At 38.6% G+C, this 23,073-nt stretch carries 18 protein-coding genes; 11 read left to right on the top strand and 7 right to left on the bottom strand.

Features of this window, described 5'->3' with window-relative positions:
• Positions 1-2: 2 nt before the first annotated feature.
• Positions 3-971, bottom strand: a complete 969-nt coding sequence (locus PR833_RS16005) for a siderophore ABC transporter substrate-binding protein (protein WP_004917406.1) — start codon at positions 969-971, stop codon at positions 3-5.
• 713 nt (positions 972-1,684) lie between these two features.
• Here PR833_RS16005 and PR833_RS16000 point away from each other — a divergent pair.
• The 4 genes from PR833_RS16000 (at position 1,685) to PR833_RS15985 (ending at position 3,923) form a co-directional block, all read left to right on the top strand.
• The gene (locus tag PR833_RS16000; RefSeq protein WP_004917407.1) at positions 1,685-2,026 is read left to right on the top strand and encodes a DUF5713 family protein; all 342 of its coding nucleotides are present in this window, start codon (positions 1,685-1,687) and stop codon (positions 2,024-2,026) included.
• A 196-nt stretch (positions 2,027-2,222) separates the two neighbouring features.
• Positions 2,223-2,519 (top strand): DUF2645 family protein, encoded by a 297-nt coding sequence (locus PR833_RS15995; protein WP_014657396.1) that lies wholly within the window; start codon positions 2,223-2,225, stop codon positions 2,517-2,519.
• A 693-nt stretch (positions 2,520-3,212) separates the two neighbouring features.
• Positions 3,213-3,563 carry a hypothetical protein gene (locus tag PR833_RS15990; RefSeq protein ID WP_101495266.1) on the top strand — a complete coding sequence of 117 codons (351 nt, stop codon included), beginning with the start codon at positions 3,213-3,215 and terminating at the stop codon, positions 3,561-3,563.
• 15 nt (positions 3,564-3,578) lie between these two features.
• On the top strand, positions 3,579-3,923 hold the full coding sequence (locus tag PR833_RS15985; RefSeq protein ID WP_223854657.1) for a thioredoxin family protein: 345 nt from the start codon (positions 3,579-3,581) through the stop codon (positions 3,921-3,923).
• 27 nt (positions 3,924-3,950) lie between these two features.
• Here the strand turns inward: PR833_RS15985 and PR833_RS15980 are convergent, their stop codons facing one another.
• Together PR833_RS15980 and PR833_RS15975 are read right to left on the bottom strand one after the other, a co-directional pair.
• Positions 3,951-5,339 carry an SPOR domain-containing protein gene (locus PR833_RS15980; RefSeq protein WP_272526343.1) on the bottom strand — a complete coding sequence of 463 codons (1,389 nt, stop codon included), beginning with the start codon at positions 5,337-5,339 and terminating at the stop codon, positions 3,951-3,953.
• Between the two features lie 978 nt (positions 5,340-6,317).
• Positions 6,318-7,517, bottom strand: coding sequence for a nicotinamide mononucleotide deamidase-related protein YfaY (locus PR833_RS15975; protein WP_060561454.1), 1,200 nt, complete (start codon positions 7,515-7,517; stop codon positions 6,318-6,320).
• Positions 7,518-7,782: 265 nt separating this feature from the next.
• Between PR833_RS15975 and PR833_RS15970 the strand changes: the two genes are divergently transcribed.
• Together PR833_RS15970 and yegD are read left to right on the top strand one after the other, a co-directional pair.
• Entirely contained in the window at positions 7,783-8,436 is a 654-nt protein-coding gene (locus PR833_RS15970) for a CPBP family intramembrane glutamic endopeptidase (RefSeq protein WP_004917420.1), read from the top strand.
• 73 nt (positions 8,437-8,509) lie between these two features.
• Positions 8,510-9,862 carry a molecular chaperone gene (gene yegD / locus PR833_RS15965; RefSeq protein ID WP_272526342.1) on the top strand — a complete coding sequence of 451 codons (1,353 nt, stop codon included), beginning with the start codon at positions 8,510-8,512 and terminating at the stop codon, positions 9,860-9,862.
• A gap of 54 nt (positions 9,863-9,916) precedes the next feature.
• Here yegD and PR833_RS15960 read toward each other — a convergent pair whose 3' ends face one another.
• The 4 genes from PR833_RS15960 to PR833_RS15945 form a co-directional block, all read right to left on the bottom strand.
• Positions 9,917-11,629 carry a lysophospholipid acyltransferase family protein gene (locus PR833_RS15960; RefSeq protein WP_004917422.1) on the bottom strand — a complete coding sequence of 571 codons (1,713 nt, stop codon included), beginning with the start codon at positions 11,627-11,629 and terminating at the stop codon, positions 9,917-9,919.
• Positions 11,630-12,099: 470 nt separating this feature from the next.
• A complete protein-coding gene (locus PR833_RS15955; protein WP_014657390.1) occupies positions 12,100-12,684 on the bottom strand; it encodes a HutD/Ves family protein in 585 nt (194 codons plus the stop codon).
• A 222-nt stretch (positions 12,685-12,906) separates the two neighbouring features.
• Entirely contained in the window at positions 12,907-14,004 is a 1,098-nt protein-coding gene (locus PR833_RS15950) for an acyltransferase family protein (RefSeq protein WP_272526341.1), read from the bottom strand.
• A 5-nt stretch (positions 14,005-14,009) separates the two neighbouring features.
• Positions 14,010-16,553, bottom strand: coding sequence for a penicillin acylase family protein (locus tag PR833_RS15945; protein ID WP_272526340.1), 2,544 nt, complete (start codon positions 16,551-16,553; stop codon positions 14,010-14,012).
• Between the two features lie 286 nt (positions 16,554-16,839).
• On the opposite strand from PR833_RS15945, the gene PR833_RS15940 reads away from it, so the two are divergent.
• The 5 genes from PR833_RS15940 to dndE all read left to right on the top strand — a co-directional run bounded on the left by PR833_RS15940 (position 16,840) and on the right by dndE (position 23,046).
• Entirely contained in the window at positions 16,840-17,601 is a 762-nt protein-coding gene (locus PR833_RS15940; protein WP_163767680.1) for a hypothetical protein, read from the top strand.
• A 385-nt stretch (positions 17,602-17,986) separates the two neighbouring features.
• The gene (dndB, locus tag PR833_RS15935) at positions 17,987-19,069 is read left to right on the top strand and encodes a DNA sulfur modification protein DndB (RefSeq protein ID WP_154625381.1); all 1,083 of its coding nucleotides are present in this window, start codon (positions 17,987-17,989) and stop codon (positions 19,067-19,069) included.
• On the top strand, positions 19,069-20,703 hold the full coding sequence (dndC, locus tag PR833_RS15930; RefSeq protein ID WP_272526339.1) for a DNA phosphorothioation system sulfurtransferase DndC: 1,635 nt from the start codon (positions 19,069-19,071) through the stop codon (positions 20,701-20,703). The genes dndB and dndC overlap by 1 nt, the downstream gene beginning before the upstream one ends.
• On the top strand, positions 20,693-22,693 hold the full coding sequence (dndD, locus tag PR833_RS15925; protein WP_154625379.1) for a DNA sulfur modification protein DndD: 2,001 nt from the start codon (positions 20,693-20,695) through the stop codon (positions 22,691-22,693). The genes dndC and dndD overlap by 11 nt, the downstream gene beginning before the upstream one ends.
• Positions 22,693-23,046 carry a DNA sulfur modification protein DndE gene (gene dndE, locus PR833_RS15920; protein ID WP_154625378.1) on the top strand — a complete coding sequence of 118 codons (354 nt, stop codon included), beginning with the start codon at positions 22,693-22,695 and terminating at the stop codon, positions 23,044-23,046. Before dndD ends, dndE begins: the two co-directional genes overlap by 1 nt.
• Positions 23,047-23,073: the final 27 nt, after the last annotated feature.

The following is a 23,073-nucleotide window of genomic DNA, read 5'->3' as shown; positions in this document are numbered from 1 at the left end:
GATTAGTTTGTTTGGTTTTTTTCTAATGCGTTATTAACATCATCCATTAACTGAGAATAAGTTTGAATGCCACCAGCGATGTAAACGGCAGACGGATCAAGATAAGTCACTTGTTGTTTATTCCATGCCGATGTTTTTCTTACTAACGCATTGTCTAAAACTTGGGCTGCTGGCTGAGCATCTGTACGGCCAATTGCGCTATCACGGTCAATGACAAACAACCAATCTGGATTCAGTTTGACTAGCAATTCTGCGTTAACAATGTTGCCATGTCTGCCAGTATCTTCAGTGAAGACATAAGCAGGCTCAAAGCCCAGTTCATCAAAGATGAAGCCAAAACGTGAGCCTGGACCATAAGCAGAGATCTTACCGCCACTCACTAAGATCACCATCGCTTTACCTGCGGTTGGTGTTTTTTGTTTGATTTGAGCAATTTTTTCTTTGAAATCAGAAACCAGCTTTTTAGCTTGTTCTTCCTTACCGAATAGCATACCTAATTCAGTTGTGCGTTCAGTTAAGCTATCAATAAAGCGTTTATTATCAATATCCATTGAGATAGTTGGCGCAACAGCACTGAGTTTGTCGTATGCGTCGCGAGCGCGGCTACCAGCTAAAATTAAGTCAGGTTGTGCATTGCTCAGCACTTCATAAGCAGGTTCAAATAGTGTGCCTGCGTTGATGTAATCCGGAGAGTTATACTTAGATAAAAATTCAGGTAATTGAACGTTTGTTTTTGGTAGGCCAGCGACTGGGGCGCCTAAGGCATCCATAATATCCAGTGTTTCCATACTCATAACAAACACTTTTTCAGGATGGCGAGGAACTTCTGTTTTACCTTGAGCGTGCTCGATAGTGATCGTTTGTTTCTCTGCCGGTGCAGAAGTTTCTGCCTTTTCTTTAGATTGATCACAACCAGCCAATACTAAGGCTGACACTAAGACGAGCCCTGAAGTTAGTGATTTTACAAACATCCAATTTCCTCCATCTATCTCTAAATAATGTGAGTTGTCGCTTTAAGCCCGATAAATCTACCCGATTTGGTAAACGCATCAATGCTCAGCGCGGCTAGCAGCTTCATAAAAACAACCCATAGCGCTGCCACCGACTCCACCCATAGCACAAATAATAGCGCTATCTTACCTTGTACTTAGTACAAATGATATTAGTTTACATTTGCATTCAAAAGAAATGGTAGCAAACGCACAAATTCCTAAAATAGATCTTGCCCCCTAGCACGCAAAGGCTTTCATGCTATTGTGTTTGGTTTTACCATCATAAGATACGAAAGAAGAGAGGAACCTAAGAGAAACAGGCATATTGGGTAGTGCACTGATGCCACCACAGACACCACAGAAATAGCACCCAGCAAAGTCGTTAGCTAGAAAAGATAAAAATTATGTTACTCATTCGTTTAAAAGTGCATTTTCCCTAGCAGAAACAAACGCCAAATAGCAATAATCGCAAATAAACATTCAAACATTGTAAAATGTGTTATTGACAGTGCCTATTGCTGATTTTTTCAAACCCAAAACACGGAAATAGGTACCGCGCTATTATTAGACCGTGCAAAAGCCTACCGCCCTCACGTTATTCAATTGGTCAACTCGCTTCTCATTCAGTGTGCCACTACAATATATCTCCGCATTAATTTGTTTTTAGGATAACGCTTTCAAAAGGAATAAAAATGCCCGTAACCAACCCAGACGTTTTGAAGCTCCGTTTATTAGGTGAAATGTATGATGACAGCTATTTTCCTGATCATCTGGTGAAGCAGGGTGAGGCTATTCTTCTGCGATTGTGTGAGGCACTGGAAAACAATCCACCGAACGGACTGGCGGAGTTGTATGTGCTGACACAGCAGTCAACGGAAGAATTTAACGATTTGCAAGATGCCTTTGAAGAGGCGGGCAGTGAGATTGAAACGGTTGCCCGTGATGCTATCGGCGAATCATTTTACCTGATTGCTCGGGCATACGGCTTTTTAGATGCAGATCCGGAGGAGCTGATTGCAACACGGGAGTGGTAATTAAATAACAATCATACCGTGGCCAACTAATATTGGTCACCGCATTAGGCTGTTCATAGAGCAGCCGCCCTGCTCCAGAGACTTTTCTTGGCTCTCGCCAAGTAAAAATGGCTAAATGAAAGTGAAGAAGCGATAAAACGCCACATGAGAGACTTGTAGTGTTTTACATAAAAGGGATTATAGGAATCTGATTTATATGAAATACATATATAATACAATAATTATCATTTATATGTTTTTCTTATGCATGATGATAACGGTTTTTTCTATATCCGATTATGAATGGATGATTGGGGAGAGTGAAATAACAAACTTATGTCAGTTACCCATGGGAGGAAGATATACACTAGAGCCAATGTTGGTTATTTTACCGTTGCTAGTGCCATTATTTATAATTAGAAATAAGAAAATACGCTATTTATGTATTTTGATTGCTGGCTTTTATATCTATTGGTCCTTTTTCCTGAGATTTAATCTCTGCATGCCATTTTAGGTACCGTTAAACATTGTATATACGATATGGGTACTGCCTGTTTACCCTCGCCATGCCCATTATATTAAAAAATGAGTTAATTGACTAAAACAGCCCGCCGCTCCCAACCTAAGCTCATCAGAGCCATGCTCAGGCACAATCACCCAGTCACCCTGAAAATTCCTATTCCTTTGGGTTTGTTTTTAACATTTCTTTTTTAAATCCCAAAATATGGTTACGTCTTAAAAACACTCAATGCTTTATAAGATAATGGCGTATGAAAATACAAAAAATTCAACTCCGAAACAGAGATGCGTAAATGGAAAAGACGTAATCAAATTGTAAAAAGGAAAAAAGCTCAAAAAACATAATACTTCATCAAAGTGATAGCATCATCCTTTTTCTTTTCTCCATGAGCGGTTATTAAGCTATCACTTCTTAGGTTGTTAATTTTACTAAGCTTGAATTTCTATCGATGGTGTAATCCAAAGGTGCTGTATCCTTTGATTGATTCTCTTATGTGATATATCGCAAATAACCACTATATTCGGTTCATTCTTTCATAAATAGCCATTAAGATATGGTGTTAAATAACAAGTGCATTAGGAAATCACTATAACCAATTATCGTCATATACTGCTTTGTATCCTATCGGCTAGCCTATTTTCCCCAATCGGCCTTGCCAATACCCACACAGTCACAGTATTCCAGTGTGTGAATAAAAACCAAAAAAAGGTTAATATCAGCCTAGCAAATGGTCAGTACATTTATCAATTCGGCAAACTTAATCAAAAACCTGATATCACTATGGTAAGAAAGCCTGAACAATTAGCTGCACGTTATCTCACCCCTAAGGGAGATAGATTCAATGGAAAAATCTATGAGGTTGATTTTCGAAATGGCGACTATACCTATACCGTTTCCTCTTCCTATTTAGACTCAAAGCATATCGCTCATGTGGATGTATATCAAAAAGATAAATTACTTACTTCTATCTCTTGTTTGCCAAATACCATTGTTGATAACCTTCATGAACATATTTTCGATTTGCCAAGTGATGATTAAATAATGGCTCACACTATGCCAATAATAAAACACCTCGATCAACAAAGTTTTACAGAAGCGCTTTTTAATCCAGAACAACAAGGGCAGATAGCTATTATTTATTTTTCTGCCTCTTGGTGCCAGCCTTGTAAAAATATGCAACCGATCTTTGAGCAACTCCCTCTATATTTGGATAGCTCAGCCATTAATTTTGGCATCGTTGACATCGCTCAATCACCTACTCTAGCACCGATGTATGGTATTAAATCGGTGCCTTCAATCGCATTATTTAACGACTCACGTTTGGTTGCTATCGTGGCTGGGGAAGTCTCACTACAGCATGCCATAACAAAGATACGGTCTGCTCTCCCCATTGATTAATTACCTCCCCTAAGGCCCCACGATACATTAATGAAGTTCTGATTGAACATGCCGTAAACTACGTACCCACGGCTTATCACGTTGAATTGCCGAGGGTAAATTTTTCAATGCTCGTTTTGCAGAAGCTATATTAGAGAATTCACCATAAACCAATACATACCATTGGCGACCATGACGAACGGTTTCATACACTAAATAATTTGACAATTTATGGCGGCGCGCATGTTCATAGAGACCAGCTGGTGAACTGGCACTACCAATCTGCAATGTGTAATGCCGAGGGGATGCAGTGCGAGGATCGCCCCCTAAATTATACATAGGTTTCATGTCTGACGAAGGCTTCTTGGCTACTTCAACCGTTTTCTCCATTCCAGATGCCGCCTCCTCTTTAACCACGGTTTCCTTCAGTTCAATTCTAAAATGGAATATTCCATCCTTAGGCAAATTAGATAGCGTAGACGCCAACTGAGTTAGCTTTGTATCAACCCTTTTTTCAGAAACTTCAGAATTCAATGAATCAGCAACTTTCTCTTTAACGTTTGCTGAACCTTCTATTGATGGAGCCATTGGTACAGTTGCATGTTTGGCAAGCTCACCTTGTTGCTCAGGTGATAACGGGATAGCCGATGTAACTTGTTCTGTTTTTTCAGGGGAGTGATAAACAATACCAACCGGGTTTATTTGTTCTACTGACACCTGATTATTTAAAATATGGCGTGAAAGTAATATCCATTTCTTTGATAAGCCATTTAGTGCGTCATCATAGATTTCAATACTGCTACGAATAACATGGCTTAAGCTAGGAATAGCTGCAATTTTTGTCTGAAATTGGTTCCTTTTTAACGATTGGATAGTAGGGTCAAATATGGGCACTGAAATGATAGCCTTTTGCAGTAATACAAGATCAATTTTCGATTCTGGCTTTGGCTCTAACTTAAAGGGATGCACTCCAATATGGTCATTTGCTATTTTAGGTAACTGCTGACACAGCTTTTGATCTGGCACTGTCATGAGCACACGAGACGATGACGATAACATTGCAGTTTCTTTTTGAATGTCAGAAAGAAAATCCTTTGCAATGTCATGCACTTCCCCTTCCGCCTGTAATGCTTTTTCTAACCACCATTGCGCGCAAGCGGTATTTTGTACGCCACCATCACCAAAATAAAATAAAATCCCTAGATGAAGCTGCCCGAGGGGATATCCTCGTATAGCTGATTGATGGATATAATAACGGCCTTTAATTAAATCGACCGGAACGCCATCACCGTTAATTAATTGCACGCCCATATCATGAATAATTTCAACGGGTGTACGCTGTGCTTGTGCAACAGACTGACACACTACTGCTCCTGCAAAAACAGTAGATAGAATAGCGAATTTAGCGATACTACAATGATGCTGTGATATAAACATGAAATAATTCCAAATAGGTAATATAAAAATAAATGGAATGCACTTTGATAATAAAATTAAGAACTATCTTTCAAATCTAAGGCCGGTCTGGTAAATAAGGGGAATTTAAAACCAATTTATACCAAACACCATTTGTACGTTTCATTGTTAATACACCAAAAATAATGCCAGTTAATCGCAGTGAGTAGACTCAATGGATTATTCCTCGTTAATTTAAATTTTTTAAGTCACCCATGGTTAAAAATCACTGTCTAAGCTTGAGTCAGTGTTAAATTAATAATGATCAGATCGCTCAATTTTGGTAAACACTGGCAGATATCATGTTCTAATTCATTATTCCTTTTTAATCCGTTACAGCGGGGAGACTGAACTCGTTCCTAGCCCGCATAAATAAGCATTTTACCATCATGGGAGTATCCACTTCGATTATATCCTTACTAATAACCTTCAACCCATACTGGAGCAGTATTTAATAAACACCGAGCTAGTTACCACTTTCTCTAGTCCATCCCACTCGATACTTTCATATCCTAGTCTACTATCTAAGGAAATACCAAATAATATCTATTATCGTAACCCTTGTTTATTTCCTACTTAATTACCCGCTATTTTAAAATATTCATAATGCCTTATGCGTAATACGCCTCATTTAAAATGGAAGGAAGATGTGTATATTTCTCATATCATAACCCTATAACATAAAATAATTTGTCAGCATTAAAACAGTCACTCCAATTTAATAATTATGCGTTTATTTAGCAAAATCGATTTTTCTAACCATTTAAATTCATCTTAAAAATTCTTATTTCTCGCCCCCGAAACTTAAATAAGATGAATACCCTTAGGTTTATTAAGTAAAAATACCAATATTTGAAATATAATATAAAAACCCCTAGGTAACCCCACTAATCGATGATGATTATGTGTGATTAAAAAACGCTGTGTTTTGACATATCAAACACAGCGAAGATTGTAATATTAACGAACTAATGTCTCTGATTGCGCTAACCACTCATATTGGCCAAAAACGTCGCGCCCCTTGAGCCAACGTTGCAACATATCCAACATTAACATCACACTGACATCTTGTTTGACCTTAGTACTGTGATTACTTGGCATATAACGTACACGCTGGGCATAGCTTTTTTCGGATGTATATAATGCTAATGATAGACAGCCATCGTTAGCGCCTCCAACCGCTAAACCAATATGTGCTTTTTCTTGTTTAGCGACCTCACTAGCATGGCCTATCAGTGCTAATAAACTCTGGTCTTCTTGTTGGTTTATCACTTTACAGCCATTGAGTGGAGCCGATACTGCATTTAAAGTCCAATTGAGTAAACCTGCGCTAAACTCTTCACAAATAGCAACCCTAAGCTGTTTTTCATTTAACTCACGGCATATCACGCTAGGTAAGCCTTCAATACCCTCAAAAACTACATTTTCACCAACACCTTCTTTGATCACTTGCCATTGCGCTAACATTTCCTCTTTCAATGTTGCAGGCCCTGTGAGTTTCAATTCAATAATAGGCATAGAGGAGCGGTATCCAAGTACACAACCTTCCGGAAGAGCGAGTGAATCAAATTGCTTAGCTAAACTACTCTCACTTCGTCCAAAACTGGCTAAACGTAGGCATAACGGGGGTTCGTTCAATGGATATCGTTGGCGTAATCTTGGCAAAATTTGATCATGTACCATCACTTTAAACTCTGAAGGTACGCCAGGCGTAAAAAATAACCAACAACCATTGAGCTCCATGGCAAAACCACATGCCGTACCAATCGGGTTATCCACCAATTCGGCACCTTCCGGTAACAGCGCTTGCTTACGATTCGTTTCTGGCATTACCCATTCTCTGGAAGCAAAATAGCGTTCCATAACCGTAATCCATTCAGCATGCTCAACTAAGGGCACCCCAGCAGCCGTTGCTGCCGCCAAAGTACTTAAATCATCACGAGTTGGTCCTAGTCCACCATTAACGATCAGAATATCTGCATGTTGACTTCGCGCTTGTAAAGTGTGTACTAGGTCATTCAGATTATCACCAACTGTCGTTCGCCCACTCAGTGGGAAGCCTTCTTGAAAAAAGCAATCAGATAACCAAGCTGCGTTAGTATCAATAATTTGCCCATGCAGTACCTCATCTCCGGTACTTAACATCTCTACAATTAGCATCCATAAGCTCCAGTTTGCGAATGTTTAATGATTTTCCATTAAGCTACCCTATATTGGCATTCGCTAAAATAAATATTTGAGATAACTTCGTTAAATTTACTCATTCCTCTATTTTTCTTTGGTATGACTTTTTATTACTCACTCATGGAGGCGCTAACTAACTGCTATACAATGCATTTAATAGATGAATTTATCTAAAATTTTTGTATATTAACTAAGTGAAATTAAGGAATTTAACGTTGTTATTAAAAAAGGATATACTTATATGAATCCACCTAAAAGCCGCCTCACTCATTTACTCATTTGCATCGGAGCATTTGTCGCTTGGTTTTTTTCTTCATTCATTATACTGTTGATGCCTAATGCACTTTTGTTACTGCAATCCCAATATGCTATCCCCGCTATATCATTGCTATTACTGTTGCCTTGCGCCTTAGTTTGTTGGTTTTTTTACCAAAATAGCTTCAAACTTATGCCTATCGGTAAAACCAATTTAAATGAATTAAAACTCCCCATCTTGGCTATATTTGGCTTAATATTTCTCAATATGCTATTGGGAGCACAAGAAGAGTGGCTTGAAAGTATCAGTCACATGACTGGCTTTGCCTTTTTTCTCTATGTAATAACGATTATTATCGCAGCCCCGATTAGCGAAGAAATTATATTTAGAGGCTTTTTACTTAATGCGGGCATGTGGTATGGCACGGCTGGAAAATGGATAGCCATTATCGCTTCTTCATTTTTATTTGCTTCAATACACTCACAGTATCAATCTGTAAATACCCTTATTACTATCTTTATAATGGGCGCTATTTTATGCCATGTAAGGATCAGCACTCGCTCATTAATTGCACCAATATTACTCCACGCTTTAAATAACACGATTGCGACTATATTCATATTTGCAATGTCATTTTAGTAGTGGTAATTCGCCAGCGCTTCCGGTAAAGTTTGCCGCCTTTTCGGCGAGTAATTAACGCATTGGGGGCAAAATGTTTATTGGTTTTGACTACGGAACATCAAACTGCGCGGTCGCAATTATGGATAAGGGAAAGCCTACACTGTTACCATTAGAAGGTGATAGTGCTTATATTCCGTCAACCCTTTGCGCGCCAACTCGAGAATCTGTTTCTGAACATTTATTCCGTCATCTTAATATATTACCGTCAGATGAAGTGGGCGAACAAATACTGAGGCGTTCCATCGCATATAACCGTGAAGAAGGGATTGAACTACTTCCTGAGGATATTGTTTTTGGCCAAGCAGCATTAGAGCTATACTTAAAAGATCCTCGCGATGTCTATTATGTCAAGTCACCAAAATCCTTTCTTGGTGCTTCAGGCCTTCACGAAGTGCAACTCAGTTTCTTTGAAGATTTAGTGTGCGCCATGATGGCGAATATTAAACAAAAAGCCGAACTGCATTTACAACACACAGTTACTGATACTGTCATTGGCCGCCCAATTAACTTTCATGGCCGTGGTGGTGAATTAGCTAATCAGCAAGCTGAAGCTATTCTTATTAAAGCCGCAAAACGCGCTGGGTTTAAAAATATTGCCTTTCAATTTGAGCCAGTTGCCGCTGGGCTTGAATATGAAGCGGCTTTAACGCAAGACCAAACTATATTAGTTGTCGATATCGGTGGGGGCACAACCGACTGTTCACTGATCAATATGGGGCCAAGTTATCAAGGTAAAACCGACCGAACAGCAAGTCTATTAGCTCACACCGGTCAACGTATTGGAGGTAACGACCTTGATATTTATTTGGCTTTAAAACAATTAATGGACTCATTTGGTATGAGCAGCCAAACAGTATCTGGAATTAAAATGCCGATAAGCCAGTTTTGGAATCCTATCGCGATTAATAATGTGGAAGCACAAAAAGAATTTTATGCAAAACAGAATTTAACAGCGCTCAATCGATTACGCCAAGAGGCACAAGAGCCTGAAAAATTGCTGCGTCTTATTGAGGTTTATAATGAAACCCTTGGCTATCGCTTAGTGCGCCGCGCTGAAGAAGCGAAAATTGCTTTATCAGACAGTGAAAATTACTTGGCTCATATTGAATTAATGAATGAGACTCTCGAAATTAATATTCACCGTGACCAGATGGTAGAGGCTATCGAATCACCAAAAAGTAAAATGATAGAGCTGGTTAAAGAAGCAGTGACACAAGGTGGTGTGCAACCAAACGCGATATTTATGACAGGAGGCTCTGCCCAATCCCCCGTCCTATGTCAGGCCATAAAACAAGAATTACCCAATATTCCTATTGTCCGAGGCAATGATTTTGGCTCAGTCACCGCTGGCCTCACCCGTTGGGCTGAGATCTGCTTTAGATAATCGATACAAACGCCGTATGCCATACGGCGTTTTTTCTTTGCATAATAACTTAGATTACGTTTGGTTATCTTGGTGAACCGCTACATACCGCTGATAACGAGAAGGTTTCAACTTCGTCAAATCCACCAATACCAAGCCATCAATACAATTGTTGAAAGCAGGGTCGGTTCCAAAATCAATAAACTGTACGCCACCCGGCTCACATAGCTCGGTGTATTGCTTATATAAGGTTGGAATCGAACAGCCAATATTATTCAACAGACTTTTTAGCTTAACTAAATCTTCGTGATAATTATTCCCTGAAAACTGTGCTAATACCTGTGGTAATGAGGCAGGATACGGCTGGCGAGACTGTGCCAACGAATGATCCGCTGAGAAATAGAGGCGATAAAACGTAATTAATAGATCACGAGCGGCAATTGGCATCGTACCCGATATCGAAACAGGCCCAAATAAGTAACGATATTGCGGGTATTTTGCAAGATAAGCGCCAATACCTAACCAAAGATAGTCAAGACCACGCTTACCCCAATAAGTAGGTTGAATAAAACTACGGCCTAATTCAATCCCTTGCTCAAGTATCGGTAGCATCTCTTTATCGTAATGAAATAACGTATAACTGTAGATACTTTCGATGCCCTTTTTCTTCAACTGCTCGGCAGTAGGAATAAATCGATAAGCGCCAACAATTTCTAATGCATCTTCATCCCATAAAACGAGATGATAATAGTCATCATCATAGCTATCTAAGTCGCGCCGCCTTCCTGAACCCTCACCGACAGCACGAAAAGCAATTTCACGTAATCGACCTAATTCACGTAAGATAGGCGTTCTATCCTCATCTTTTCTACGATACAGAAAAATCGCCTTACCATCTGGGGCTGTACCTAACCGCTCACACGCCATCAATGCTTTTTTCAATTCTAAGCGATCTTCCGGTAATGCAATGGCAGATTCACTGGTAAAAAGCCCTTTTTTTCCTTGCCCAAGAAGATAAACATGGCGGCGAAAACGTTCTGCGAGATCATGCGATCGAGTATGCCCATCATGCCAATGAGTAAATGGGATACGGCCACCAATTCGAATTTTTATTCTGCCATCACGCTGCTTAAACATTTCTCGTACGAGCAATAATGTCGATAATGGACGGTATATTAATGAGGTTAAATAAAATAGAGGGCTATTACGACCAGTAACGTGAATAGGTACAATTGGCGCACGAGCTTTGGCCGCTAAACGTAAAAAACCAGTATGCCAATGACCATCCCGGATCCCTTTCGCACTTAATCGGGAAACTTCACCAGCAGGAAATAAAATCAAAGCCCCTTGCTTATTTAAATGCTCTTGCATTGCCTCAATTTGTTTGCGGCTAGTGCGATTCCCCATATTATCAACAGGAACAAATAAGCTACTCAGTGGCTCAATATAATTCAAAAACTGATTTGCTACGATTTTAACATCTGGGCGAATTGTCGCGACCGTACGTAATATTGCTAAACCATCCAAAGAGCCTATCGGGTGATTAGCAACTAATACAAGAGGGCCTTGAGAGGGAATATTTTCTAAATCGCCATCAACTAACTCACAACGAATATTAAAGTACTCGACGATTTGCTCAACCAGATCTAAACCTTTTAGGTGAGGATAATTTTCAGAAAATTGTTTAAATTCTTTTTCAAATAGCAGGAACTTTAGTAAATTCCGTTTCCAAGCGGGAGGCGCTCGGTCTGGGAATACATCTTGTAGCAAAGCATCCAAACTAAACATCTTAATTGTCTCCTAGTTTAGCTATTGCAAACCTAAGCTAGAACAATGGCAGTAGCGTGTCAATTTAATGACAAAACGGTTAAACTCATCCAATAATGACAATATCCCTATCTTATGAGTTACAAATAAAAAACATAATATATTCAATTAATTAATATTCTATAAATACAACACAGCTCAATTATGGATAAACCTTGATCCTACCACAACTATATATAGCTTAACCCTACGTTTTATGACCTTTTTAATCTATTTTGATATTTTTATTATCATACTCAATCAAAAATATTCACTCGTCATATTCTGATAATGAACTAATTTGATTAGTTTATCCTTGATTAAAAATTTACAGAGTGTTTTTTATAAAAATAAAGTAGATTACGCTATAAGATGAGGATGAAAAATAGTATTAATTTACCGCTGTTATTAGTAAACGACAAATAACAGCGATTTTATTGTTGGCAGTAACTTTACTTAGCAAATAATTCAATCAGGCAAAAGTCACTCTTTGGTTGAGTGACAAGGTTATATTGCAAAGAATTTCCATCATTTTCCACCAATAATGTTTCAAATTCTTTTAAAGTATGCGAGTTCAAACCAATAGTAACGCCAAGCTCGCCACTAGCATTAAATATTAATACCCTGTCAGCATCACTTATCCACTGCGTCACATTGTGTGTATTGAACCATTGCAGACGAGCGATGTACTTATCAGGGTTATAGATAAGATTGAAATCGCGAATAGCCTCACCTAATAGCTCAGCATACACATCACTTTCACCATGAAATGCAAAAAATTGTTTTTGACGGAGTGTTACAGGAGAATTTTTATCCACCTGCAAGGTTAGCCCTTCTCCGCCATCTAATACGCCAATAATCCGTTTCCTACTCGGAAAATAAGAAAAGGCTCCAGCCGCTTTCACATCAGCAATAGAAACTCGCCAATCAAAATCGGTTAATCCTACACCGTGACTACGCGCAATTTCTAAAGTAAAACCTTGCCCATTTTTCCATGGCATTTTTTGGTAGTTTTTCGCTGTTAACACTCGGATCATGGTTTAAATCAACCTTTAAGTAATCGTGTCATTTTAGTCAGTAAACATATACTAAAAGGGAAAACTCCTCCAGTATCAGAGTCAAAAATCATATCGTGTTAACCGACTTATCGGAGATGAGCGAAAAGCCTCCTTGCTTAATTGAAATACCATGACTGACTTCATTATCACTGACTCATTTTAGGGAGAGTGGATATTTTTACGCGATAACAAAGCCACAACTTAATGTAGCACCTTCAATTTTTCCACATATCGTCCAACGAACAACCCAATAAACATGATCCCCAAAGCGATCAAAAACGTAGTGATAAATAATACCCACAAATTCTGATACACATAAGGTTGCACAATCCCATAAGCAAAGATTAGCAAAGGGAAATGCAGAATATAGATCGTATAAGAGCTCGGCGTTAATTGTTTACCAGGTAAATAAAACCGAACGCGGTGAAAACTCATCAAATAAAATAAATAGCAGAAACTAATGCCACACAAAGTGCCATACAACGCCAACAAATATTTTTGCTTGTCGAAACTGAATGGAAAATAAAAAACGCCAACCACAGCTAATGCCAATAGTGTTAAAGCAATCAAGCTAAAACTGGTAATGAGCGTTTTCCGTTTTAATTGATACTGGTGATTATGAAGCAGCGCAGCAATCACACCACAACACCAAATTAAAGCATACAAGAAAAAAGTATAATTCAATACACTAAGAGTGAGTAATAATAGAATACCGATAATCGTACACCAACGCTGATTAGGCATCATAAATAAGGCAAACAGTGTATAGAACCAAACCTCAAATGGTAATGACCAAAATGCAAAGTTACTTGGTGGAGTATCTGTAATAAAGCCGTTGATAAACAACAATACTCCCACAAAGCTCTTAACATCCAGCGCCATTCTCGCCTGAGTCATCGTATCGCTAATAATATTAATGTCACGGCTACCACTAGCAAAAAAATAGGGAGAGATAAAATATAAAAGTAGTAAGACAAAACAGCCTAAATAAAAAGGCGGCAAAATACGATTTAACCGTGAAGTTGCATAGCGCCTTACTTTAAAGTAAGTATTTCGTTGAATATTGTAGCTAACCGACTTACAAATCAAAAAACCACTTAACGCAAAAAAAGCCATGACACAGCTATGACCAAATAAATATAGCGGCAGCATCACGATAGGCCATACTGGATATAAAAAGACTAAATATGCATGCCCAAATAATACTGTCGCGGTACAAAATCCCCTTAACATATCCAATTGTTCAGAAACATTTGGGTCAATCGGTGCAAAACGTTGGAATAATTTATTAGAGATCATCGGTATTAATGCGCCTGTGTTGAAAGTGAGCGAGGCACAAACTGCAACACGTTATCGCTGTACCACTGGGATTGCCCTTCCGGACTAAAAGGAAGGTTTTGATATTTTCCTTTCAACCAATCCTCAATATTATCGGCATAATGACGACTTGCAGGATTGGCAGACTGCCCCGCATTATTCATTACCCATACTGGATCTTGTTGGCTGAAATCAACAATTAAGCGCATTGCAGGGATCAACAAAGTATCAAAATTATCGCCCATACTATAGCTGGAAATATTGACCGTATTGAGATTTCCACCCGCTGGATAAGGGCCTCGATTCAAATAGCTATCGAGTCGTTCAATCGTCCTACGTTGTTCTTTTGGAAGATATTCCGCCATTTGTGATGACAAGCTATTCCATTGATAGCGGTGTAATTTTCCCCACTGCCAACGTGAATAATTTTTGCCAAATTGCTTTTCACCTTGTTGGTTAGCCAGTGCTAATGAATAGGCAATGATTTTCGCTTTACCGCTACGAGCCGGGTCCGATTTTTGCCAAAAAGGACTCGCATTGGCACTTTTGTCATCTTGCCAAAGCAGATGCTCAGCTTGCGCTGAATAAGATTTGGAGCTTTCAACAAACGCCTTCCACGCCTGCGGTGAATCGACGAAGCGATCTGCAAATAATTGCTGGCTGAACTGAGCTAAAAATAAGTTATACAGCGCCGCACCGGCACTATCGGCATGCAGGTAACCATCAAATGCCAACAAGCGTTGTTGAGCTAGCCTCGCTTGTTGTTGTTCTGATTGTGGGAGTTGAGCGATCGCGTTTTGTAATGCAGGGTCTCTGAGATAAACCTGTAACTTCGTCACCATAGGGTCGAATTGATCATACTGCATCTGCTGCATGCTATCTAAATTATGTCGATCCGTTGCATTCAATAGCGCTGAAATTCGTTCAAAACGTTCTGGGTGCGCCCATGTTTGAGAAAAATTAACAGGATAGCCCTTCTCTACAACTCGCTGATTTGCAGTCGCCAACCAACCTTTTCGAGTTTTAATTGAGGTTGGATAATGCTGATTAGACACCCTGCCGCTCCAATCATATTCCCCTTCCCATGCCGGAGAGGGAAATAACCCAAGCCCTTTTTTGCGCAATGGATAACTTCCCGTTAATTGCCAGCCAATTTGTTGCTTATCGGCGAACAGCATATTAACGGAGATCACGCTAATTTCTTTTGCTAATTTAATGGCTTGGGAAACACTCTTTTGTTTAGGTAGATCCATTAACGCATCGATACTAATATCATCGGTAGCGGGCAGCAGGCTACTAAAGGCGATCCCGTATTGCGTTCTGACCTCAAGGGGTTGCAGCAAATAACTGCGCTCTTTCAGCGACTCATTTAGCAACACACCATGTTGCGTATGATAGACATTTTCGACTCTATCGGGGCGACCTTTTACATGAAACACGGTTTGAGTTTGCTTTACCGGATACCATTGCTGTTGATAGAGATATTCAAATCCATTGTCCGTTTCTCTGATCTGCTCCAAAAATAGATCCTGATTATCCGCCATCACCATGGTATATCCCCACGCCAGATCAGGGGTTGCACCTAATACAATCGCGGGGATCCCTGAGATCGCCGCACCAGCCATAGATAGCTCAGGAGTTTCAATCTGAATAAAACTCCATAAAGAAGGTAAGCCGATTGGAAGGTGGGTATCATTAGCCAGTAATGTACCATTGTGTTGTGTGAGATCTGCGGTTACAGCCCAGTTATTGGATGCCATAACATCATGTAAATGAATATTTTTTAGAGATTGGCTAGCAAGTGTTAACTGATCGATGTCTTGTTTAAACGGTTCTAAATTTAGCCCTTGCAATTTCTTTGCTTCTTGGTGAGGAAGAGGCTCATCAGGATAAGTTGGAAATAGCCAAGGTAGCATATCCGCCCCCAACTGCTGAGCAACGATTAAGCTATCAATCTCTTCATGCAGGTTTCCCGCCAAGCCGAAATTAGCGAGAGCGAGAGATAGAATTAAAATTGCATCATCGGGGCGCCATTTCGGAACAACATAATCTGCCGCTGATAAATCCATAGGTAGTTTATCTTGATGATTATCTAACCAAAGATTGACACCATTGGCATAAGCTTCAAGATAACGACGATTTTGTGGACTGACATTTCGATATAAAATAGTCGTCGCTTCACGAAAACCCATTTTGCGCATAAAACTATCAATGCCAATGGCCGGTTCGCCGAGGTATTCTGCTAAACGACCTTCTGCCGTGAGGCGCATCAGCTCCATATGGCTAATGCGTTCTGATGCATGAATATAACCCCATGTTAAATAAACGTCTTCAAGGTTTTGCCCTTTGATTAAAGGAACGCCCATTTGGTTATAACGTACAGTAGTGGGGGCTTTTAACCCTGCAAGAACCACTTGTCCTTCTGTTTTAGGGAGGGTATCAGCATAGTAGTTATTGAGTAAGCTGTGACAGCCAGATAGCAATAGTACCCCGCTGATAATACAAGATAAAAACAGTCCTTTGCGTTCCATCTATTGCCTCATATATCAGAACTACCACCAAAGAATTTCTCATTATAGGCATGACCTAAAGTTAAATTAAATAAGGGGATTCTTATCGTGGTATAGGGGGATTTAAAGTGGATATCACCGAAGGTTTCTAAAAAACGAAGATTATGTGTTCAATTATAGATAAACAAATGATTTTTAAATTAATTTCATTAGAAATAGTTTATAATGTAAAAGATAATTAAAAATTCAACATAAGATAGTTTAAAATTATTAAAATATATTTAACAATAAATTTAGGTGAAAATAATTGGACAGTTTAATTGCTAATTATGCTGAAATACTTCAGAAAATAGATTTTACGAAATTTGAAACAATTGAGGATAAATATTCAGGGGTTTTTCTACCGATTCCTTTTGATGAATATTGGCAGTCCGAGATAAAGGTTATGCTTATCGGACGTGAAACTTCAGGTTGGAATACTGATAATAACAAAAATACAATCAATCGAATCTCTCAGTTTGTTGCAAGCAATGACATTCATACAATTATTAAAGAGGCGACCAATCGATATAAAAATCATTTACAATTAGATCAAAGGCAGAATGTCATTACTAAATCAAAAAGTCGTTTTAAGCAATATTATTTTCAGTTATCTAAGGAACTGAACATCCACCCTAAGGCGATATTTTACACAAACCTCTTTGCTTGGGATTACAATAAGAAAACACCTCTGAATAGACCTACTCTTGAACTCCAAGAAATAAAAGACATATCAAACAAGCTATTAGCTGCACAAATTAATCATATAAAACCTGACTATATTATATTTGCAACAGGTGTATGGCGTATCGATAGTGTAATAAAAAGCTTATTTAATGAACACTTTGATGGTTATCAAACCATAATACCTGTTATTTCAGGGAAATTATGGGAATTTGTTGCTAACAATACACCCTGTTTTCGTATCGCCCACCCAAGAGCAATGAAGGGACATCAAAAATATAGAAAGGAGGTTATTAATCGAATTCAGGATAAAATTAAAGCGGAAAAAATTAAGTTAATAGATTGAAAAAATAATGTTGATTTATGAGTAATTTTTCTTCACCTATAGTGTTGTCAACGTCCTTAACCGTGTAATTTTGGTAGAGGAGCAGTGAAGCAACTTCAAATTTAAATTCACCACTGAAATTTCATTGAGTTTTATATGCCTCAATGTCACCTATTAATGATTAGGTGTATAATATCGATTCTACTCAATGCCCAAATTACCTACACCAGTATAGTATGAGCTATTACATCATTAATTATATTACATAAAACTTTAGTAAGTTTATATATTATAAAAGCTAATATTTATAGATTCATCAAATTAGTTACGTAAAAAACCCTTAAAAAAACAAAAAAATTACGTTATAATTGACGTAAGTCATAGTGTTCTTCATAGGAAATAGATAATGCATTATCAAGATTCAGACTATTGCTATTCCTTCCCAGCTGCACGAGGAATTCAAGCAGGAAGAGCTTTTTACATAGCTATGTGCCCTATGCGTATAATTCCCAAAATATTTAGCTTCGATGAAAGTGAAGTTCCACCTGAGTTAAGGGCTCAGCGTACATTAAATAAAGCTAGAATTCCAGAAATGGTTCAGTATCTACTTGAAAACCCAAAAGATTATGTTTTTTCAGCGCTCACGGCATCTATAGCTACTAATGTACAGTTTGAAGAATATCCTAGCTCAAATAACTTAGGAATTCTTAAAGTACCAATGGAAGCTCAAATCCTCATAAACGATGGGCAACATCGTCGAAAAGCTATTGAAGATGCATTAGAAGCACGCCCTGAATTAGGTCAAGATAACATTCCTGTGCTATTTTTTGTCGATGAAGGCTTAGTTCGTAGTCAACAAATGTTTGCTGATTTAAATAAGTATGCTATTAGGCCTAGCCCATCACTTTCTACCTTATATGATCACAGAGATATAAGTTCTAATTTAGCTCGTGATTTAGCGATGTCGATAGAGCCATTTTTGGGATTAACAGAACTAGAAAAATCAAATATTAGTCTTCTTTCAAATAAATTATTTACCTTAAGTAGCATTAAGCAAGCCAATCGTGCTTTATTTGGAAAACAACCTAAAAAAGAAAATTTTGAAGAATACTTGAACATTGCAACTTCTTTTTGGACCGCAATATTTCATGTAATGCCAGACTGGCAACTAGCAGCTAAAAAAGAAGTATCTCCATCACAATTACGCCAAGAATATGTGCATGCACATGGTATTGGCCTACAAGCTTTAGGGTTATTAGGGCATTCAATTTTGTTCGACTACCCAGACCAATGGGAGCAAAAATTATCTGGTCTGAAAGGCTTTGATTGGCGTAAAAGTAACCCTGAGATGATTAAACGAGCAATGTCTCATGGAAAATTAAGTAAATCAAACACAGCAATACAACTAACTTGTAATGCTATAAAAATAGCACTGTCAATTCCTCTCACAGAAGAAGAGGAAAAATTAGAAATACAGATGGTAGCCTAATGAGTAAATTAATACAGGCTTATGATTTAGCCGACTATGAAGATTTTATTAATCAAGAAAATTTTGCAGGGCAACCTTTATCACTTTACGTATCAGAAGTACAACGTATATATTGCTCAGATAATCGCCCATGGGTAATTGGTTATAGTGGAGGAAAAGACTCTTCCGCTGTTATCACACTTGTATACTTAGCCCTATTAGGGCTTCCTCCTGAAATGAGGACTAAAGATGTATTCGTAGTCTCCTCAGATACATTAGTAGAGACCCCTGTTGTAGTAGATTTGATAAAAAAAACAATGCTACAAATCGAATCTGGGGCAAAACGTGACGGATTGCCAATTACTCAGCATGCGGTTACACCTAAAACCCAAGAAACATTTTGGGTAAACCTTTTAGGTAAAGGGTATCCAGCCCCTACTAGAAGTTTTCGCTGGTGTACTGAACGCATGAAAATTAATCCAGTTAGTGAATTTATTAAAGATAAAGTATCACAATTTGAAGAGGTAATTGTGGTTTTAGGCTCGCGTAGCAGTGAAAGCGCATCTCGAGCTCAAGTAATTGCCAAACATAAAATCGATGGTTCTAGGCTTGCAAGACATACAACTTTATCTAATGCATTTATTTATACTCCAATAGATACTTGGGATGTTGAAGATGTATGGAAGCTTCTAAGAGGTGCATTTCGTTATACAGCAGAAGACATAGAAGAATGGGAATCACCATGGGGAGGGAATAATCGGCCTCTTTGGACTTTATATATGGATTCTTCCGCCCAAGGAGAATGCCCACTAGTAATTGATGATAGTACCCCGTCATGTGGTAATTCACGCTTTGGATGCTGGACCTGCACCGTAGTAACCAAAGACAAAGCAATGGAAAGCCTGATACAAAATGGTGAAGATTGGATGTCACCATTACTGAAATACCGAGATCTATTGGCATTTACAACTGATCCAGCAAATAAAGATACTTTTCGTAATTACAAACGTCGAACAGGCAAGGTTAGTTACCAATACGCTAAAGATGGTGAAGAGATCACTGCAGAACGAAAACATGTCCCTGGCCCTTATTGGCTAAAATATCGACAACAATGGTTAAAGGATCTGTTAATTATTGAGCGAGATCTAAACGCTCAAGGACATAATATTACTTTAATCACCGAGCCAGAATTACATGCTATCCGTCAAGAGTGGCTGAAAGACCCTAACGAACCAGATTGGTATGATACCCTACCTGGTATTTACCGAGAGGTATACCAAAAAGATTTAGATTGGGTAATCGACGATCAATCCCGCTTTGATGCCAGTGATGCTGATTTACTCGCTCAAATAGCACAAGGATTTGATGTAGTACCTGAAATGGTTATGAAATTAATTGAACTTGAAGTTTCAATGGAAGGACTCAGCCGCCGTCAAGGTATTTTTGATAAGCTTGGAACAATCCTTAAGCAAGACTGGGGAAGCCTTGAAGAAATAAAAGAACAACAAATAATGCTACAGAAACGTAACGAACGAGATCTTCACCAGGAAGAAGTCGCCAAACTGGAAGCTGAACTTCAGGTTTTACAGCGTAGAATTATCGATGCCGGTGAAACATTACAGCACACCAGTCAGGAAAGAGAACATGTTAATTAAAAAACTAGTGTTACATAATTTTCGGGTCTTCAGCGGTACACATGTTATAGACCTGGCACCTAGAAAACGCCAGTATGATACTAATCCACGGCCTATCGTATTATTTGGTGGTTTAAATGGTGCAGGAAAAACTTCAATTTTATCAGCAATCAGATTGGCACTATACGGTCGTATGGCATTTGGCCTTGCTATCCAACAACAGGAATATATCGAACAACTCAGCACACTGATTCACAATGGTGAACGCAATACTGAACAGCCAGAAGAGGCCTCGATAGAACTGACTTTTACCTACAATAAAAATGGCTGTGAAGCCGAATTTACTGTCACGAGGACTTGGAAGAAAGGTAAAAAAGACCGCCTTTCTCTACAGCAAGATGGACAGCTACTTAATGAGCTAGATTATGACCAGTGCCAGGGGTTCCTTAATGAATTAATTCCACACGGTATCGCTGACCTTTTCTTTTTTGATGGCGAAAAAATCGCGGAACTAGCAGAAGATGAATCTGGCAATATTCTGCGTACTGCTGTACGTCGCCTATTAGGCTTAGATTTGATATCTAAACTACGTAATGACTTAATGATTTTTGTTAAACGTCAGCAATCCAGACAATTAATTGGTTCTCAACAACAACAACTTATTGAGCTTGAGGCACAGAGTAAGAAGCTAGCAGGCCAGACAGAAGAGCTACTAGAAAAAGCTGATTTTACTAAAATACGTATTGAACTCTTATCTAAAGACATCATCCACTATGAAGGTCTATTGAATGCGCAAGGCGGTGCATTTGCCCAAACAAAAGTAAAAGAAGAACAGAAAGTTGAAACTTTACTGAAAGATAAAGAACGTCTGGAAAAAGCGTTACGTCAAGAATGCGATGGGGCACTACCTTATGCCTTAGCTCCTAGTACCTTATCTCGTTTGCTACAACAGATTGCTGATGAAACTCAGATAAAGCAGGCGAAAATTTTTGAGCAAGAGCTGAGTCAATTTTTAACTCGGCTTGGAAACGATATTGCATTACGCTCTAGTACCACTAGTAAAATCGCAACTGAAGCTATTACTGATAATCTTAAAGAATATATGGCAGCGAAACCTAAAGGTGATTTGCTTTTTGATATATCTGAGCGTGAAGCCGGTATGCTTCAACAATCTATAGAACAAGAAAGCAAAAGGGCATGGCAACGATTTGATCTTTATCGTAGCCAATTAGCTAATGTCGAAGAACAGCTTGAACAAGCCGCCGCTAATATAGCTCGAGCACCAGAAGATGACCAGCTAATAGCTCTCTTTGAAAAACTGCGAGACCTAGATCGTCAACGCGAAGCTCAACGGCAAAATTATCGCACACTGCTAGAGCAGGCCAAACAGACAAAACAACAACAGCTAGATTGTGTTCGTCGAGTGCAAAAAATACATGATACCGCCCGCTATCAACATAATTTTAGTAGTGCTCTTAAGAATGCTCAGGAAACAATAAACTTACTCGATCGTTACAGCGATGTTCTCACACAAGCAAGAGTAAAAACACTATCGACAAATTTTGAGCAATCCTACCGTAAATTAGCTCGTAAGGAGGACTTACAGCTTAGCGCGCATATTAATCCTGAAACATTTGATGTTGAATTAATTGATGAAAATAACTCAATAATTAACCGTAAATTACTATCTGCTGGTGAAAAACAAATTTATGCAATTGCTATCCTCGAAGCATTAGCAAAAACCTCAGGTCGTGACTTGCCAGTAATTATTGATACACCATTAGGCCGCTTAGATTCACAACATAGGGATAAGTTAATTAACTATTATTTCCCATACGCAAGTCATCAAGTAGTTATTTTATCTACGGATACAGAAGTGGATGAGCATTACTTTGTAGATCAGCTCAGGGATGATATTTCCCATGCGTACGAAATCGTTTTTAATCCGCATACTAAGTCATCGACTCTAAAACCTGGTTATTTCTGGGAACTAACCAAAGAGGTAATCTAATGCTTCCAAATAGAATGCAACTTACTCGTCAAACTGAAGAGCAACTTAAAAAGTTAAAGGGATATACCGGAGTCACTCCGAATGTTGCAGCTCGACTGGCATTTTTCCGTTCAATTGAGAGCGAATTTCGTTATATACCTGAACGGGACAGCAAGAAATTAGATGGCTCTTTAGTGTTGGATAAAATTACATGGCTAGGAGAAACATTACAAGTTACTGAACTGGTATTGCAAATGCTTTATCCTCAAATGGATCAAAAAATACTAGTTAAAGCATGGGCTGCTCATGTTGAAGATGGGATTGCTTCGATTAGAAATCATCGAAACTTAAAGGATTTTGTACTATCCCTATAATATCCCATATATAATAAAATTATAGTT

The organism is Providencia sp. PROV189 (genome assembly GCF_028480065.1).
Taxonomy (GTDB): domain Bacteria; phylum Pseudomonadota; class Gammaproteobacteria; order Enterobacterales; family Enterobacteriaceae; genus Providencia; species Providencia stuartii.
This window is presented reverse-complemented; position numbering and strand designations above follow the sequence as displayed.

Bases quoted from the DNA above. Each gene is read 5' to 3' on its own strand.
- PR833_RS16005 (WP_004917406.1), bottom strand. From the start codon at position 971: ATGTTTGTAAAATCACTAACTTCAGGGCTCGTCTTAGTGTCAGCCTTA.
- PR833_RS16000 (WP_004917407.1), top strand. From the start codon at position 1,685: ATGCCCGTAACCAACCCAGACGTTTTGAAGCTCCGTTTATTAGGTGAA.
- PR833_RS15995 (WP_014657396.1), top strand. From the start codon at position 2,223: ATGAAATACATATATAATACAATAATTATCATTTATATGTTTTTCTTA.
- PR833_RS15985 (WP_223854657.1), top strand. From the start codon at position 3,579: ATGCCAATAATAAAACACCTCGATCAACAAAGTTTTACAGAAGCGCTT.
- PR833_RS15980 (WP_272526343.1), bottom strand. From the start codon at position 5,339: ATGTTTATATCACAGCATCATTGTAGTATCGCTAAATTCGCTATTCTA.
- PR833_RS15975 (WP_060561454.1), bottom strand. From the start codon at position 7,517: ATGCTAATTGTAGAGATGTTAAGTACCGGAGATGAGGTACTGCATGGG.
- PR833_RS15970 (WP_004917420.1), top strand. From the start codon at position 7,783: ATGAATCCACCTAAAAGCCGCCTCACTCATTTACTCATTTGCATCGGA.
- yegD (WP_272526342.1), top strand. From the start codon at position 8,510: ATGTTTATTGGTTTTGACTACGGAACATCAAACTGCGCGGTCGCAATT.
- PR833_RS15960 (WP_004917422.1), bottom strand. From the start codon at position 11,629: ATGTTTAGTTTGGATGCTTTGCTACAAGATGTATTCCCAGACCGAGCG.
- PR833_RS15955 (WP_014657390.1), bottom strand. From the start codon at position 12,684: ATGATCCGAGTGTTAACAGCGAAAAACTACCAAAAAATGCCATGGAAA.
- PR833_RS15950 (WP_272526341.1), bottom strand. From the start codon at position 14,004: ATGATCTCTAATAAATTATTCCAACGTTTTGCACCGATTGACCCAAAT.
- PR833_RS15945 (WP_272526340.1), bottom strand. From the start codon at position 16,553: ATGGAACGCAAAGGACTGTTTTTATCTTGTATTATCAGCGGGGTACTA.
- dndB (WP_154625381.1), top strand. From the start codon at position 17,987: ATGCATTATCAAGATTCAGACTATTGCTATTCCTTCCCAGCTGCACGA.
- dndC (WP_272526339.1), top strand. From the start codon at position 19,069: ATGAGTAAATTAATACAGGCTTATGATTTAGCCGACTATGAAGATTTT.
- dndD (WP_154625379.1), top strand. From the start codon at position 20,693: ATGTTAATTAAAAAACTAGTGTTACATAATTTTCGGGTCTTCAGCGGT.
- dndE (WP_154625378.1), top strand. From the start codon at position 22,693: ATGCTTCCAAATAGAATGCAACTTACTCGTCAAACTGAAGAGCAACTT.